Source organism: Vibrio sp. 2-1-2a, from assembly GCF_032648565.1.
Lineage (GTDB): Bacteria > Pseudomonadota > Gammaproteobacteria > Enterobacterales > Vibrionaceae > Vibrio > Vibrio diabolicus.
This window is the reverse complement of the sequence record NZ_WBOH01000002.1, coordinates 148,197-163,120: the sequence shown is the minus strand read 5'-3', so window position 1 is coordinate 163,120 and position 14,924 is coordinate 148,197. Positions and strand designations below refer to the sequence as shown.

The window sequence follows — 14,924 nt, the reverse complement described above, 5'->3', positions numbered from 1 at the left end:
GAATACTCTTTTTTCATTAGGCACGCTTGTTTTGATTCAGGAGTTTACGAGTTTCTTACTTTTGGCATCATAGTATATGGAAGCTCTAAGATATAAATAAAGTTGCGTTTGGCGCACTATTTTACTGAGAAGATGGGTATGTTGGAAGCCGAAAACCACTTAACGTTGCTGGTTTGGAGAGGGTAAGTGAATTGCTTCAGGAGAGTAAATCAACCCTGCCCAGAGAACCTGGGCAGGGAGGTGGGAGCACTGGTATTTAAGATGAACGGTTGTTTTTTACTCGACGGTTCCGCTCTTGAAAGCATTAGAGCCGACTTGCTTCCCACTAAGTGTTTTTCCGTAATAGCCTTGATGTTGGTGATATCTCTCTGCGTTTGCGCCCACGTTGCCTTTAAATCGAGGATCTTGTGGACGCTCGTGGCTATTGACATATGCCGCGACATCCCACGCTTCTTGTTTGCTTAACTGGACACTTTTCCCAAGCGGCATGTTTTCGTAAATAAAATAGGCCGCGGTGTTAATCCGGTGCATACCTGCACCCCAGTTATACGCATATTCACCCCAAAGTGGTGGAATGTATGAATGACCGTCGGTGCTTTTGATGCCTGAACCGTCGGCGCGATGACAAGCCTCACAGTTCTTTTTGTAGACCAGTGCGCCTCGCTCTGGTGATGGTTCTTGCTCAGGGGCGGCGATTTTTGGGTAGCCACGTCCAGAGAGATTACCTCGCTTTTCAATTGGTAATGCTTGTGCGATGGCTTCTGGCAACGGGAAGTCTTTTACTTTTCCACCTACTTGCAACGCTTTTGCGTCTAGCTCTGGAATGGGTTCATCCGCCATACCATGTTTGTCAAGCAAGCCGCCCATTGTTAACCAATAAGCGTAAGCGCTGAGGGCAACAATTTCGGGTGAGTCGTAAGCGGGGGCTTTGCCGTTCATGGAGTATTCGAAGCAACCTTGAATACGGTCTGCGTAGCTGTTTACGCGATCGTTTTTCTTACGATAAGCCGGGTAGGCCATGTACGCCGCCCACAGCGGTGCTGCATTGGCTTTTCGTCCTGCTTCCATATGGCAGTTCACACAGTTTTGCTCATTGCCAACGTATTTGCCGCGCATCTGTTGCGAGTTAACAAAGAGCGAGTAACCACGTTTTACTTGCTCACCAAATGCGGTGTTTGGAATTTTACTCAGATCGCGAGGCTGCAAATATTCACCGTGATTTTCTTTTTTCACAGCTGGCAGTTCAGTTTGACGATCCGGCAGTGGCTCGTTGGCCAAAGTAGCAGCAGAGATGAGAGGTAATGCGAACAAAGAATAGAAACGTTTCATGTCTGCTCCTAGTAACGTAATGAGGCAAAGTAGTAGGAAAGGTTTTCAATCTCTTCGTCAGTGAGATTTTTCGCGATAGTACCCATCATATTGAGCGGGTCACCACTGCGAGTGCCGTTTTTCCATGCCATCAATTGCGTTTTTAAGTAATCAGCATGTTGGCTTGCGAGGCGAGGGAATTTGTCGACGCCCATTCCGCTGGCTCCATGACAAGTCGCGCAAGCTGGAATGTTTCTATCCCAATCACCTTGGAAGATCAATTTACGATACGGGTTACGAATGTTGGCTTGGTCGCCGCGTTGCTCTGGGTTAGTGAACTCGTAGCTTGGAAGGTTAGCAAAGTAATCCATGACTTCTTTACGAACGGCAGGATCGCTAAGCTCTTTCGCCATGCCTTGCATGACTACGTTTTGTCGTTCGCCACTAAGGAAGAGTTCTATTTGGGTGTTGAGATAATTCGCGTTCAGACCGGCAATCATAGGCGCAATGTTTGGTTGACCCATACCATCTTGGCCGTGACAACCGCTGCATACGCTGGCTTTTTCAGGAATAGACGAGGCGCTTGCGCCCATTGTGGTTGCCAGCAAACAGGCCGTCACCACAGGTAGTATTTTTGACATGCTGACTCACTTTAATTGTTATTAATATCTCCAAGTGTCTACTGTGATAGTGACTTGGGTGCTGTATTGTCGGCTTTGTCAATAACTAAAGGTATTGTGGATTTCCACATATTTAGAGGATGTGAAGAGCCGCTAAATGGCAGCTCTTCAGGTTTGGTTGTCTACTAAGCTTTGCGGATTTTGGCTGGTAATGATTGGCGAGCCGCTGCGCCCACAACCCAATCCAACAACACGCCTTTGCCTTCTCGGGTTGGGTCGATTAAGCCAATGTCGTTAATGTTGACGCCATCTTGGCTGTGCGTTTTGACAGGTTGCTGTTTATCGCCAATCCAGTGCGAGCGTTGTCCTAGCTCGGTATGACCAAACCCATGTTCAAATCCGAGTGTGCCAGGGCGAATTCCGCTGACTATCATCGCAAGTGCTTTGGTGCTTGCAGATGGAGTCTCGATAACAAACTCATCACCCGTTTTAATGCCTGCGCGTTCGGCATCGATTGGATGGATGTACACTGGGTTTACGCCTTTAATCGAGTTCAACCTTGGCGATAGGTTGGACACCGCACTGTGAATGTTGGATTTAAAGTTAGTCAGGCTGAAAGGCCATTCTGAGCTTGGGAACTGGTCTTCCATTGGTGTGCCGTCGGCCAGCTTTTGTGGATGCCATGTTGGGCAACCGGTGTAGAAATCCCCCGTCATAGTGTTTCTTGCGCTGCCGACACGTTCATTCCATATCGCAACAGGTCGTGTCCATTTGTGCTTCATTTGCTCACCTTGATACGCTTCGCTGGCATTTTCAAAGCGTCCGCCGCGAGCAAAAATAAACGCCACACGTTTCATCTCATCTGCTGTCAGCGTCTTCTGCATGGCTGGCATTAAACGCTCTAGGCCGGACCACGCAATGTCTTCTGCCGAAACTTCAGGCACGCCGCCTTTCACATAAGCCAAGTTTGCCGCGGAACGTAAGTAGAAGTCTTCAGCGCTGTGGAGAGCGTGCCAATTCCCTTGTGCATCTTGAATTGCGTTGTCACCAAAGCCGCCTAGTTGCATTTTCTTAGCGACATCAATCAGAAAGTTCTCTAAGCAAATCGATCGACCGTCGGCGGTTTTCTCTGTTCGCGCTTCCACAATCGGCCAACGAGCGGTGACGGTTTTCACCGGAACGTCGTGCCAAGGCGTTGCCATACCCCAGCTTTCGTAGGTGACCGTGTCCGGCACAATATAATCCGACAATGCGGTGGTTTCGTTAATGAACGCATCAACAGACACAATCAAACCGAGTTGTTTTGGATCTTTAAGCTTGTCTTCCAGCAGCGTTTTCAAACCGGGCACACCATACATTGGGTTCGCCATGTGGTTGATCCACGCTTTTACGCGGTATGGATAACCATCAATAGCCGCAGACAGATGCTCCGTCAGCAGTGGCGCGGCGAACGGATACCAAGGCGCACGAGTAGGGTACGGAGATTCACCAGCCTCAACGCGACGTTTGTATTCGCTGGTTTTGTGGTATGGGAATTTACTGCGCGATAGGAAGACGCCTTTCGGGCCGACTTTGCCAGCAAACTTGGTGAAGTCGTAACGAGGACCCGCAGCGGAAGTTGGGTAGCCACCCGCTTTCGCCATCGCGCCGCCTTTCATGTTGATGTTACCAATCAACGCATTGAGCATCATGATGGTAAACGAGTTATAGAACCCATTGGTGTGCATGTTGCCACCGTGGGTATCGACCACCGCTTTTGTGCCATAGCTTGTGAAGCGTTTCGCTAGTTCTGCGATTTGCTCTACAGGGATCTCACATTGTTGACTGTAGAACGCAAGGCTGTATTTAAACGCCTCTTCTTTGAGCCTTTGCAGAGACGATTTTACGCGCACTTTGCCTGATGCAAGCGAAACCGTTTTATCGACAAACAGTGTCGCTTCCTCAGTTTGGGTATGAACACCAAATTGGCCACTTTGCTCTTCCACGATGACGTACGGGTCGGAATCAGATAACGCTTCGCCCTCGAATGGCAGATTCAGATCCGATGCGCGTAAAAACGTGCCGTTTCTCGGGTGCTGCTCATCGCTTATCACGAGATGTGTAGCATTACACCAGTGCGCGGTGCCTGCTCGTTTCATCGCGTTTGCCCCCGGCTGCGCCAAGAAGGTTTTGTTGTAGCGTTGGTTTTCGATGATCCATTGGATCATGCCAAGCACGAGGGCAGAGTCGGTGCCCGGTTTGATTGGTATCCAGCGGTTATTGTCACCTGCCGCCAAGCTCGATGAACCCGCAGGCAAACTTGGTGTGATGATGGTGTATTCCAAGCTGCCTTCTGTTCGCGCATTGGCGAGTTGGCGCGCCTGACGCTTAAAAGGGTTACCCGCTTGAGCTGGCGACATACCGATGAAGATGATGTATTCCGCATTATCAAAGTCTGGCTTTAAGTGTGCGTTCTTATCTAAATCGTTCATAAATGCGCCGCTGCCAGCACGAAATGCATAGCCGCAGTAAGAGCCATGATGCCCAAAGTTACGCGTACCATAGCTGTTGAACGCGAAGCGTTTGAATATGTCGTCTCGGCCTTCGTTACCAGCGTTGGTCATTAACAATTGGTTGGCTTTCGGTCCATATTCTGGGTTTTCAGGATCAACGGGCGTTGTTAAATCGCGAATGTCGCGCAAGCCATCAACATGGCCTTCACCAAATAAATCTCCGCCTTCTACGACTTCTTCTATCAATTGCTCGTAGCTGATCGGAATCCATTTCCCCTCGCCGCGTTTGCCTACTCGTTTCAGCGGCTGAGTAATGCGGTACGGACTGTTGCGAATTTCTAGCATCCCATTGCCACGAGCACAGGCGGTGGAGCGACCTTCAAGACCCGCTTCTCCTGCCAAACTTAAATAAGCATCTTTGACTGGCGTTTCGAACGGAATGTGTTGCTGATGAGAGAGTGGGTGATATGGGTTGCCAGTAATACGCAAAATCTCGTCGTTGCGGTTATCAATGCGTACACGCAACCCGCACAGTGACCAACAACCAAAGCACATCGATGGTGCAACACGCTGGTTTGGATTCGGGATCAGGTTGCCTTTGTTGTTGACCGTGTATTCTGGTTCAAGCGAGTTACCGTGGTGAATATCACGCGTTTTTTTTCCTGCAGTGCCTTCGAGCGCACCCTCGACCATGTGTTTGGTGGTGGTGGCGTAACCTGCAGCGAATGCGCCAAGCCCACCCACTGCAATGCCTGATTTCAAAAACTGACGGCGTTTGTTATCCATGATGAAATCCTCTTTGATTAGCGTTCAGTTAAGGTGAGTGATGATGCTTTTGCTTCTATATTTCGTTTTGGTTGAACCAGCTCTGATCCGAGCAGTGCCAGTGCAAGCCATAATCCGAGCATGCCGATAATGCCTATCCAGCCATTTCCATCCATAGTGAGTTGGTATGGATACAGCCCTGCATCGAACTTGGCGATGGTTTGTACTTCCATGATGGTAAACCAGCGAATCAGCCACGCATTTGCCAACGTGATCAACGACAGACAAAACGTGCCCATGACACGATGCATACGAGAAGTTGTTGACGATTTGTCGTCTCTCATCGTCATGTTCGCGAAGATGATGCTGCCTAAAATAACCAAAGTGAGCAGAGCTATATTTTGTATCCATTGCGCGCTGGAATAGAGCGAAAATGCGGAATTGTTGGATGCCCAAATGGGTAGCAGTATCAGCGTTAATACACCGCTGGTAACCACCGATTTTTTTAGTAAATTAGTATCGCCAGATGTTAGCGTCTTTGACTGACTAGGCAGCAAGAGCCAAATCAGCAGAGAGAAGCCAACCGCGCCCATAAAAGCAGTAACAAACCAAAGAATCGGTGACGCGGGTTGGTGCCATAACGAGCGTGATTTTACGACCGCAATTTCAGCGCCTGTGTAGACAGCGATGGTGATGCCTGATAGTACCGTGATGGCGGACACCATAAGCATCGCTCTACGAGAGAGCACCCATTCACCCAGTGACAGCTTTGAAATTAGAGGCAGTACTTTCCCTGGCTGATTACGTAAGTTGATCAGATCCTGGCGGAGATACAGCCATGCAGTCACTACCGCTAAACCTGAGAAAACAGGCAAGAAAAGCGACCCTAAAGACATCCATGACCACGGCGTGATGTGCGCGTAAAAATGCCATGCGCGTCCCGGTTGGTGTAAATCACCAGTTAACGCTAATGGCCCCACGATGGCGCCGATGGCCAGCGTCAGCACAAGCGCAGCGCGCAGTCTGTGGCTGGTGTGTTTTTCAAATAATAGGGCGATTAGGAATAAAATAGCGGCAGCATAAGCCGAACCGATGTAGAAGAAATACTGTACCGCCCACGGGAGCCAAGCCATCGCATGAGGTTGGACTAACACTTCGGTGATGTTCATGCGTGCTCTCCTTGTGGGTCGTAAATAGCTGGCTGCCCGTCGATATGGCTGGTAAAGCGTTCATCCATGCCGATGTAAAACACGTGTGGCTTGGTCTCTTCATTGGGCTTTAGCACTTTGATGTCGTCTTGGTGCTTCGCAATTAAGCGGCGGACTTCACTTGATGGATTATTCAAATCACCAATCACACGCGCACCGCCAACACAGGTTTCCACGCAGGCAGGTAATAAGCCTTGTTCGAGTCGATGTGCACAGAAGGTGCATTTATCTGCGGTGAGGGTGTCCTCATTGATAAAACGAGCATCGTAAGGGCAAGCTTGTACGCAATACGCGCAAGCGACACAGCGACTGTTATCCACCATGACGATGCCATCTTCGCGCTGAAAGGTCGCTTGAACCGGACACACAGCCACGCAAGGTGGGTTTTCGCAGTGGTTACAAAGGCGAGGCAGCATAAAGGCCTTTGCTTCTCGCGTGGCTTTCGAACCGTCATCCAGTGTGACTTCGTATTGCTTTACGGTGGTCCGGAACTGGCCGATAGGCGCTTGGTTTTCAATGCTGCAACCCACGGTGCAAGCCTGGCAGCCGACGCACTTTCGTAAATCCACCACCATGGCATAACGTTTCCCCACTTGTCCTTTTCGATCGGCGGACTGGTTATTGCGAATAATGTTTCCCGCGGTTGCTGTGCCAATGCCCGCGACTGGAATTAACGCGGCTCCGGCTGTGACCGCGCTGAGAAAGCGACGTTTGGTGGAATCCATAACTCACCTGCTTTTTTGTTGTATTTGAATTGACTGATTCCATTGTGAGAAATGCACCGCGAGGCTTATATTGTGGATTTCCACATACCCAGATCAAACTTGATCTAAAACAAATGTGGTTTAGGGAAGGTAGCTGTTATTCTTGTCGCACTCTCTTGACGGAACGATTCGACTCATCATGAAAAAAGCACTGTGGCTTCAGCTTTGGATTCTTTGCTTGGTTGCCTTTGCTTCTTTGGCTCAGGGCGCTGTTTCTGAACAAGCAGATCTGCAAGGAATGCAAGAGCAAAAGGCAGTGCAGCCAGAGGCCAAGCAGAAAGTCGAAGTGGGCGTGTTAGCGATACGTGGTCATCTTTATGCTGAGCAGAGATGGCAACCGACCATTGATTGGCTCAATCAGCAAATTTCTGATGTGCATTTTGTTCTTCATCCCCTTAACTTGGATGAAATGGGCGAAGCGGTGAAGTTTCAGACCGTGGATTTCATCTTAACTAACCCAGGTCAGGCAGTGCGATTGGGTAGGCAATACGCGCTATCGTGGATGGCAACGCTAACCAGCCGAGCGCCGCAAAATTCGAACTACGGCATTGGTTCGGCGCTGGTGGTTCGAGCCAGTTCAAGCTATCAAACATTGCAAGATGTCTCAGGGCTTCCCGTTGCGGCGGTATCAGAAAAAGCCTTTGGTGGTTACTTAACGTTGCGCTATCAAATCGTGGAAATGGGTCTTAATCCGAACGATTTCTTTGCTGATGTCCGTTACCTCGGCTTTCCTATTGATGCCAACCTGTATCAATTGCGTGATGGCAATGTGGAAGCCGCTGTCGTCCCTGCTTGTTTATTGGAACAGATGCAAAATGAAGGTCTGTTACAGCAAGGGGATTTTCTAGTGCTAAATCAACAGCTAAATGAACACTCTTCGTGCGCTGTTTCTACGCCGTTATATCCAAACTGGTCATTTGCCAAAACAGAGCGTGGCTCAGCTCAGCTCGCCAAACAGATTGCGCAAGTCTTGCTTGCTATGCCGCCAGATCACCCCGCCATTATTGCCGCTGGCGCGTCAGGTTGGACGTCACCCGTCAGCTTGCTGAGCATCGACAAACTCTATCAGGCTCTAGACCTCCATCCGTTGCAACAACCTTGGTGGAGTGAGGCACTGCGCTGGCTGCGTAGTCATCAGGAATGGGCGTGGGCGCTGTTCATTTTTGTGATTGTATTGAACGCTTACCACTTTTGGCTTGAGTATCGATTTAGCAAGAGCAAGCAAGCGTTGGAGCAGACATCGTTACGTTTAAAAGAGAAAAGTGAACAGTTAGAGCATTCACAAAGAGTCGCGATTGTCGGTGAAATCGGCACCAGTCTTGCCCATGAACTCAATCAGCCATTGGCGGCCATTCGCAATTACAGTGAAGGCGGTTTACTTCGCTTGGCCAAAAAACGCCCTCATGAAGATATTGTCCCTGTGCTTGAGAAAATTCAGGGGCAAGTTGAACGAGCCGATGCAATTATTCAGCGCTTAAGAACGTTGATCCGCAAGCGCAGTGTCGACAAAGCGCCGTGCGATCTTCAAGTTCTTATTGATGACACGATTGAGTTGCTCCATTTTCGAATGCAGAAGCAAAATATTTCGATTGTGACCAGTATAGAAGGGAACGTCCGTCCGGTACTTGTCGACGCTGTGGGCGTTCAACAGGTTTTAGTTAATGTGATCAGTAACGCGATTGATGCGTGTACTTTGTTCCAAGAGAAATATCACTCATCAGGTTATCAAGGTAAAATTGCCCTGCATTGCGATTACCAAATCAATCAACTCTCCATTCGAGTATTGGACAACGGTACAGGGTTGCAGCAAGAGAATCCAACTCAAGCGTTTGTGAGTAGCAAAGAAGAGGGGCTCGGGCTGGGGTTAGCCATTTGTCGTGATGTAATGGAAATGCATGGTGGCGAGTTTCTCATCAGCTCGACAGCGCCACATGGCTGTTTGGTTGAGCTCGTGTTTCCATATCAAAACTAATCTGAACTAGGCATAGGAGCATTCAATGAGCAGCGGTGAAAAGCAGTTACCTGTTTTTGTAGTCGACGATGATGAATCGGTGCGTGACTCGCTCGCTTTTATGTTGGAAGAACATGACTTCAACGTCACCACTTTTGCTGATGGGCAGTCTTTCCTCGATGAGGTGGACGTTCAGCAAGCGGGGTGTATCATTCTTGATAGTCGAATGCCAAATCTTCGTGGTCAGCAAGTCCATCAAATTTTAAATCAAGCCAACAGTCCCTTGGCCGTTATTTACCTGACCGGACATGGTGATGTCCCGATGGCGGTCGATGCATTACAAGCTGGCGCGGTCAATTTTTTCCAAAAGCCAGTCAAAGGAGATGAGTTGGCACAAGCCATTTTGCAGGGGCAAGTGCAGTCGGCTGCAAACCTTGATATGGCGGCGGCAAAATCGGCGTATGAATCGCTCACTCCCCGAGAAAAAGACATTTTACGTTTGATCATTGCAGGCAAGCGGAACATTCGAATTGCTGATGAGCTTTGCATTGCAATGCGAACGGTTGAAGTACACCGCGCCAACCTATTGAAAAAGTTCTCAGCGAAAACCGTCGCAGAGTTGGCATATATTTATGGCAAGCTAGATTAGAGCTTAGTGAGTGACGCTTCTTAATGCTATTTTGTGGATACAACTTGAGCTTTATGACGACTCGCGTATTATCTTCTTCGTTCCTACTTTATCTGAATTCTTATGAGTTTATTGACTAAACGACATCACACGCCACATAAACGGGTGAAATGGCTACTAGCGATTATTGGCTGGGTGGTTGTCGTGTGTCTGATGCAAAATTCAGGTTTTGCATCGTCATGCTCTATGAAGTACGAGACGGTATCGCCTGTTGTTTCACTTACTGATGAGGGTTCGAGCGTCAAGTCGATTGATGCTAAAGAAACCAGCAAATGCGAATTGTCTGAAAAGTTAATTCAATTTTCTCAACATCAACTCGATGCATTTATTGTTGTTCTGTTTGTCGGTCTTTTGGCGTCGGCTATTTGGATGTGCTGCGCTTATATTCGCGCACAACATTGGACGGAGCCGATAGGTCGTAAGTATCGAGTCCATCTGACTTTCTGTGTATTCCAAGAATAAAAACGTGTTTTCTGACCAATAACGTCAGCGGTTTAGCACATTTGTTTTTATTATTAGGAATTACTATGAATCAAACTACCAAACTGACTCAGTTCGCGTCTATGTTCTTTATGACGCTGGCGTTGAGTTTGTTCTCTCTGAATATTTCAGCACAAACTACCGATACCGGTTGGATGACCAACCCGCAACATCCTCCAGTGCAAACGCGCTTTGTACTAACGGGTCAACAAGATCCGCAAGCCAAAACACTTACAGGTTATTTGGATGTTAAGTTGAGCGGAGACTGGAAAACTTATTGGCGATCGCCGGGCGAGGGTGGTGTCGCGCCATCGATAGATTGGCAAAACTCGCAAAACCTGAGCAAGGTTGATTGGCAATGGCCATATCCGCAAAAGTTCGAGTTATTGGGCATTGAGACTCTCGGTTACAAAGGCGACACTTTGTTCCCAATGACGCTGCATATCGACGATATGTCGAAACCCGTCACGATTGATGCAGTGCTCACGCTCTCTTCCTGCACCACCATTTGTGTGTTGACGGACTACCAAATCCAATTGACGTTCTTACCTTCTGAGCTGAAAGTGGACGAAGACGTGATGTTTAGTTACGCCCAAGCGGTGAGTAATGTTCCTCAATCTTCGCCTTTTGTTGAGGTCACGCAAACAAATTGGGATGCGACGCAATCAAAATTACAAATCAAACTAAAGAACACGCAAGGTTGGCAAAATCCTCAAGTGTTGGTGGATGGTGTTGGTGATGCGATTCGTGACTACAGCTTCAAGTTGGATGGACTTCAGCAAGAAGGTGATATCGTCACAGCAAATTACTCGGTTAATACCTGGCTGGGTGAGGTAGAGCTTAATGAACAATCGTTATATGTTTCTATCAAAGATGATAACTTGCTGGTCGAAGAGGTAACACAAGCACAAGCAGGAGCGGTTACATCGTCACTGCCAACTACCTCTTTAGCGAGTATTTTCTTATTTGCACTGTTAGGCGGTTTGATTTTGAACATCATGCCGTGTGTGCTGCCTGTATTGGGGATGAAGCTCAGCAGTATTGTGGCTGCGCATGGTGTAGAGCGCCGTCAAATTCGTACCCAGTTTATCGCTTCTTCTCTGGGGATTCTCACTTCGTTCTGGCTGATAGCTGGATTCATTTTGGTGTTGAAGCTTACAGGTAACGCGATCGGTTGGGGCGTGCAGTTCCAAAGCCCTTGGTTCCTAGGATTGATGGTACTAGTCACTGCTTTATTCGGTGCCAATATGTTGGGGTTATTTGAAATCCGTCTGTCATCGGGTACCAATACATGGCTGGCATCGAAAGGTGATAACTCTCTAGTGGGTCACTACGTTCAAGGTATGTTCGCCACTTTGCTTGCGACACCTTGTTCCGCACCGTTTTTAGGTACTGCCGTTGCTTTTGCCTTGGGCGCGGACGTATTAACGTTATTTGCAACCTTTACAGCATTAGCATTGGGTATGGCACTGCCTTGGATCTTAGTCGCTGTGTTTCCAAGTATCGCGCTAAAACTACCAAAGCCCGGTCCATGGATGAATGTCGTTAAGATCGTGTTTGGCATAATGATGTTGGCAACCAGCGTTTGGCTACTTTCATTAATGGCAAATCATGTACCGATGTTATGGATTGCACTCATCGCTGTGGTTGCTTTTGTTGTAATGATGGCAAGAGTTAAGAAAGTGTATGGTGAGAAAGCGCTTGCTGTATCCGGAACTGCCTCATTAGTGTTGATAGCTGGTGGCCTGTTACTCGGTAGTGTCACTGCTGACCAATGGGCGACACCGCTTCCTGAGGACTTAGCGTGGCAGAAGCTTTCTAACTCGGCGATTGAAGATCACGTCAATAATGGGCGAGTGGTGTTTGTTGATGTAACGGCAGATTGGTGTGTCACGTGTAAAGCGAACAAGATCGGTGTGATCTGGCAAGATCCTGTCTACTCATTGCTGCAAAGCCCTAATGTGGCGACGTTAAAAGGGGATTGGACACATCCGGACGGCTCGGTAACGGACTTTTTACGAGCTCATGGGCGTTACGGTGTGCCGTTTAACATCGTTTATGGCCCGGCGGCGCCACAAGGTATCCCGTTACCTGTGATTCTGACTGATGATGTTGTTTTAAGCGCGGTGAAACAAGCGAGTGGGGGAGCCATTCAATGAGTTCGACAAAGCAGCGTAGAACATTCCGATACTGGCTCATTCAAATCGTACAGATGGTGCTCATTGTCACCGTTATTTCTATCGCGATGGATTGGTATCGCACCAAAGATATTCCCAAACAGGAGGCACCACCATTGAGCTCCGTATTGAGCGATGGTGAATACTTCGATGCAATCGCACAAAGTCATGAACAACCTGTCGTTGTTTACTTTTGGGCGACTTGGTGTCCCGCTTGTAAATTTGTAAGTCCAAGCGTGAGCTGGCTGAGTGATGACTATGCCGTAGTTGGCGTTTCTGGCTCATCAGGGCCAAATGAGCGTGTGGCGCAGTTTATGCGGGCAAAAGAATATCGTTTTGAAAACATAAACGATCCTTCGAGCGATATTATGCGTGAATGGAAAATTAGCGTGACTCCAACCATTTATATTTTAAGAAATGGTGAAGTGGCCTCTATTACGACAGGCATCACAACGCCGATAGGAATATTGGCGAGAATTTGGTTGGCTCGATAACGAAATAAAAATCCGATATTCAAAATACTGAATATCGGATTTTTTCTTTTTATTTTCTCGCTCCAACGGGAATCATAATGTGTGCGTATGGAGGGCCTTTCCACATCACGTATGGGCCACCATAACTTGGATCGGTTGGTAGAGAGTCGAGCAACGCTTGGTCTGGCGTAATAATCATCAAGTGTGGTCCTTCCACAATCCATTGATTATCGTCCGTCATCCCTTCTGCAAATGGGTCGGTGTTACTGGCACCGCCATCACCCGCTAACATGTAAGAAATACCTAATGCTTTGGCTTGGAAAGGTTTTTTGTTCATCCAAGCGTCTGCCCATTCCATCCAAGGACCATCCATACACATTGGCGCTGTGCCTTCCAATTGAGGAGGCGTTGGGAAGCAAGTGTATTGGCTAGAACCTTCTTGCAGAACATTATTGTTCCAGTCCATCACTGTTACTTTATCGCGAATAGTCGGTGGTGCAGCACTCAGTGCATCTTCTAAAAGTGCTTTTGAATCATCGGCTGCGAATGCGCCAAAAGCGCAGCTGACCGAAACAACAGCAGTTAAATAAGGAGTTAGTTTCATAAATTAAACCTCAAGTTAATACAACATGAGAATTTGAGCACTTTAATTATAGAATGATATTAAAAATAAGAACCATTATTTAAATGGAAAATAATAAGCGATAGGTTTGTTATGTTAATTTAAATATTGTTTTTATATACAGAGAATAGAATGATGGAAATAAGATTAGCTGAATAATCGAAGCAGATTATCAGGACATATTTTTCTTTATGCACTTAAAAATTCCATCGGAATCACGGGCTAGTACTTTTCAAAATTTCATCTATTTCTACTGGTTATCGCTGAATAACCAGCCGGTTACGTTTCATAAAAAATTAGCCATTTAATAAGTGCTTAGGTGCGTATTGCGTGTTACATTCGAGCATCGTTCTGGTTATCAAGGAGGAAACGATGGATGTTTCAATACCACGATCCGGATGGACAAGATTTGCCCCGAAATACTTATAGTAGATCGGTGGAGCATACGGCATATACCGAAAGTGAAGTTGAACAACTCTGTCAGCAGGCGGGGTTGGAAGTGGTTTCCTTAGAAAATGTGATTGGTTACGTATCTGGTGTTGGTTATGTGTGTCGATACTTGATGCTAGAGCTGAAAAAGTCACACCGCTGAAATAAGTAACAAACAAGGACTGTTTTTGAAAACACAAGATTTAACCGAGTTCGGGTCGGGCATTGAATACGATGCCCAATACGAGCAGCATTACCATCACGACATTGCTTTCATCACAAGGTTAATCGAAGAAACCAATGCTCGAAGTGTACTGGATGTCTGTTGTGGTTCCGGCATTGTCACGATTCCAGTATCTGAGCAACTCAACGAAGCCATTGGCATTGATATTTCTGAAGGGATGCTCCAACACGCAAAGGACAAAGCCAAAAGCAGGAGTAACTTGCGTTTTCTTCATCTAGACGCAACCCAGTTTTCGTTAGGTAAGAAGTTTGACCTAGCCATAATGACAGGGAATGCATTCCAAGCCTTTTTAAGTGATGAGATGCTAGCAGGTGCACTGAGCTCAATATCAAGACACCTCGAAAAAGGTGGGCGATTTGTCTTCGATACGCGTTTACCAACGCCAGAGAATCTAGAACTGGATCATGAGATGGCACTGTGGCAAACCTATGTTTCTCCAACTTATGGTGAAGTGAATTATTTAGGTATGAAGGCCGAGTATGACTTGCAAACGTCCATCATGTATTTGAAGAAAGAGCGCCATTTTGAAGGTGGAGCGATTGAGTATTCCAGCATTGATTTAAAATATCGTCCGCTGGAAGACATAGAGGTTTTCCTTGAACAAGCGGGATTCAGAATTATAGAGAAGTACCAATCTTGGTCAGCGCAAGTATTTGAGGCGAATGCCAACTCGCTTGTCTGTGTGGCTGAGAAAATATAAATC

12 protein-coding genes and 1 pseudogene are annotated in these 14,924 nt (G+C 47.4%); 7 read left to right on the top strand and 6 right to left on the bottom strand.

What is annotated here, in order from left to right:
• Positions 1–276: 276 nt before the first annotated feature.
• The 5 genes from F7Y48_RS05380 to dsrO all read right to left on the bottom strand — a co-directional run bounded on the left by F7Y48_RS05380 (position 277) and on the right by dsrO (position 7,118).
• The gene (locus tag F7Y48_RS05380; RefSeq protein WP_243328318.1) at positions 277–1,329 is read right to left on the bottom strand and encodes a c-type cytochrome; all 1,053 of its coding nucleotides are present in this window, start codon (positions 1,327–1,329) and stop codon (positions 277–279) included.
• Positions 1,330–1,337: 8 nt separating this feature from the next.
• Positions 1,338–1,901, bottom strand: a complete 564-nt coding sequence (locus F7Y48_RS05375) for a c-type cytochrome (RefSeq protein ID WP_371845262.1) — start codon at positions 1,899–1,901, stop codon at positions 1,338–1,340.
• A 212-nt stretch (positions 1,902–2,113) separates the two neighbouring features.
• On the bottom strand, positions 2,114–5,206 hold the full coding sequence (locus F7Y48_RS05370; protein WP_316682142.1) for a tetrathionate reductase subunit A: 3,093 nt from the start codon (positions 5,204–5,206) through the stop codon (positions 2,114–2,116).
• 17 nt (positions 5,207–5,223) lie between these two features.
• Entirely contained in the window at positions 5,224–6,354 is a 1,131-nt protein-coding gene (gene nrfD, locus F7Y48_RS05365) for an NrfD/PsrC family molybdoenzyme membrane anchor subunit (protein WP_258506669.1), read from the bottom strand.
• Positions 6,351–7,118 (bottom strand): sulfate reduction electron transfer complex DsrMKJOP subunit DsrO, encoded by a 768-nt coding sequence (gene dsrO / locus F7Y48_RS05360; RefSeq protein ID WP_256956372.1) that lies wholly within the window; start codon positions 7,116–7,118, stop codon positions 6,351–6,353. The genes nrfD and dsrO overlap by 4 nt, the downstream gene beginning before the upstream one ends.
• Positions 7,119–7,296: 178 nt before the next feature.
• On the opposite strand from dsrO, the gene F7Y48_RS05355 reads away from it, so the two are divergent.
• From F7Y48_RS05355 to F7Y48_RS05335, 5 genes are all read left to right on the top strand, one after another.
• On the top strand, positions 7,297–9,129 hold the full coding sequence (locus tag F7Y48_RS05355) for a PhnD/SsuA/transferrin family substrate-binding protein (protein WP_316682138.1): 1,833 nt from the start codon (positions 7,297–7,299) through the stop codon (positions 9,127–9,129).
• 25 nt (positions 9,130–9,154) lie between these two features.
• Positions 9,155–9,757: a response regulator transcription factor gene (locus F7Y48_RS05350; RefSeq protein ID WP_047010025.1), complete on the top strand. Its 603-nt coding sequence runs from the start codon at positions 9,155–9,157 to the stop codon at positions 9,755–9,757.
• A 102-nt stretch (positions 9,758–9,859) separates the two neighbouring features.
• Complete coding sequence (locus F7Y48_RS05345; RefSeq protein WP_248381393.1) at positions 9,860–10,258, top strand: hypothetical protein; 399 nt, start codon at positions 9,860–9,862, stop codon at positions 10,256–10,258.
• Between the two features lie 65 nt (positions 10,259–10,323).
• Positions 10,324–12,435: a protein-disulfide reductase DsbD family protein gene (locus tag F7Y48_RS05340; protein WP_316682132.1), complete on the top strand. Its 2,112-nt coding sequence runs from the start codon at positions 10,324–10,326 to the stop codon at positions 12,433–12,435.
• On the top strand, positions 12,432–12,947 hold the full coding sequence (locus F7Y48_RS05335) for a protein disulfide oxidoreductase (RefSeq protein WP_258506658.1): 516 nt from the start codon (positions 12,432–12,434) through the stop codon (positions 12,945–12,947). The genes F7Y48_RS05340 and F7Y48_RS05335 overlap by 4 nt, the downstream gene beginning before the upstream one ends.
• A 49-nt stretch (positions 12,948–12,996) precedes the next feature.
• On the opposite strand, the gene F7Y48_RS05330 is transcribed toward F7Y48_RS05335, so the two are convergent.
• Complete coding sequence (locus F7Y48_RS05330; protein WP_316682130.1) at positions 12,997–13,530, bottom strand: hypothetical protein; 534 nt, start codon at positions 13,528–13,530, stop codon at positions 12,997–12,999.
• A 397-nt stretch (positions 13,531–13,927) separates the two neighbouring features.
• Between F7Y48_RS05330 and F7Y48_RS05325 the strand changes: the two are divergent.
• Both F7Y48_RS05325 and F7Y48_RS05320 read left to right on the top strand, forming a co-directional pair.
• A pseudogene (locus F7Y48_RS05325) lies at positions 13,928–14,140 on the top strand (class I SAM-dependent methyltransferase); the annotation flags it as partial.
• A 25-nt stretch (positions 14,141–14,165) separates the two neighbouring features.
• Positions 14,166–14,921: a class I SAM-dependent methyltransferase gene (locus F7Y48_RS05320; protein ID WP_316682128.1), complete on the top strand. Its 756-nt coding sequence runs from the start codon at positions 14,166–14,168 to the stop codon at positions 14,919–14,921.
• Positions 14,922–14,924: the final 3 nt, after the last annotated feature.

Bases quoted from the DNA above. Each gene is read 5' to 3' on its own strand.
- F7Y48_RS05380 (WP_243328318.1), bottom strand. From the start codon at position 1,329: ATGAAACGTTTCTATTCTTTGTTCGCATTACCTCTCATCTCTGCTGCT.
- F7Y48_RS05375 (WP_371845262.1), bottom strand. From the start codon at position 1,901: ATGGGCGCAAGCGCCTCGTCTATTCCTGAAAAAGCCAGCGTATGCAGC.
- F7Y48_RS05370 (WP_316682142.1), bottom strand. From the start codon at position 5,206: ATGGATAACAAACGCCGTCAGTTTTTGAAATCAGGCATTGCAGTGGGT.
- nrfD (WP_258506669.1), bottom strand. From the start codon at position 6,354: ATGAACATCACCGAAGTGTTAGTCCAACCTCATGCGATGGCTTGGCTC.
- dsrO (WP_256956372.1), bottom strand. From the start codon at position 7,118: ATGGATTCCACCAAACGTCGCTTTCTCAGCGCGGTCACAGCCGGAGCC.
- F7Y48_RS05355 (WP_316682138.1), top strand. From the start codon at position 7,297: ATGAAAAAAGCACTGTGGCTTCAGCTTTGGATTCTTTGCTTGGTTGCC.
- F7Y48_RS05350 (WP_047010025.1), top strand. From the start codon at position 9,155: ATGAGCAGCGGTGAAAAGCAGTTACCTGTTTTTGTAGTCGACGATGAT.
- F7Y48_RS05345 (WP_248381393.1), top strand. From the start codon at position 9,860: ATGAGTTTATTGACTAAACGACATCACACGCCACATAAACGGGTGAAA.
- F7Y48_RS05340 (WP_316682132.1), top strand. From the start codon at position 10,324: ATGAATCAAACTACCAAACTGACTCAGTTCGCGTCTATGTTCTTTATG.
- F7Y48_RS05335 (WP_258506658.1), top strand. From the start codon at position 12,432: ATGAGTTCGACAAAGCAGCGTAGAACATTCCGATACTGGCTCATTCAA.
- F7Y48_RS05330 (WP_316682130.1), bottom strand. From the start codon at position 13,530: ATGAAACTAACTCCTTATTTAACTGCTGTTGTTTCGGTCAGCTGCGCT.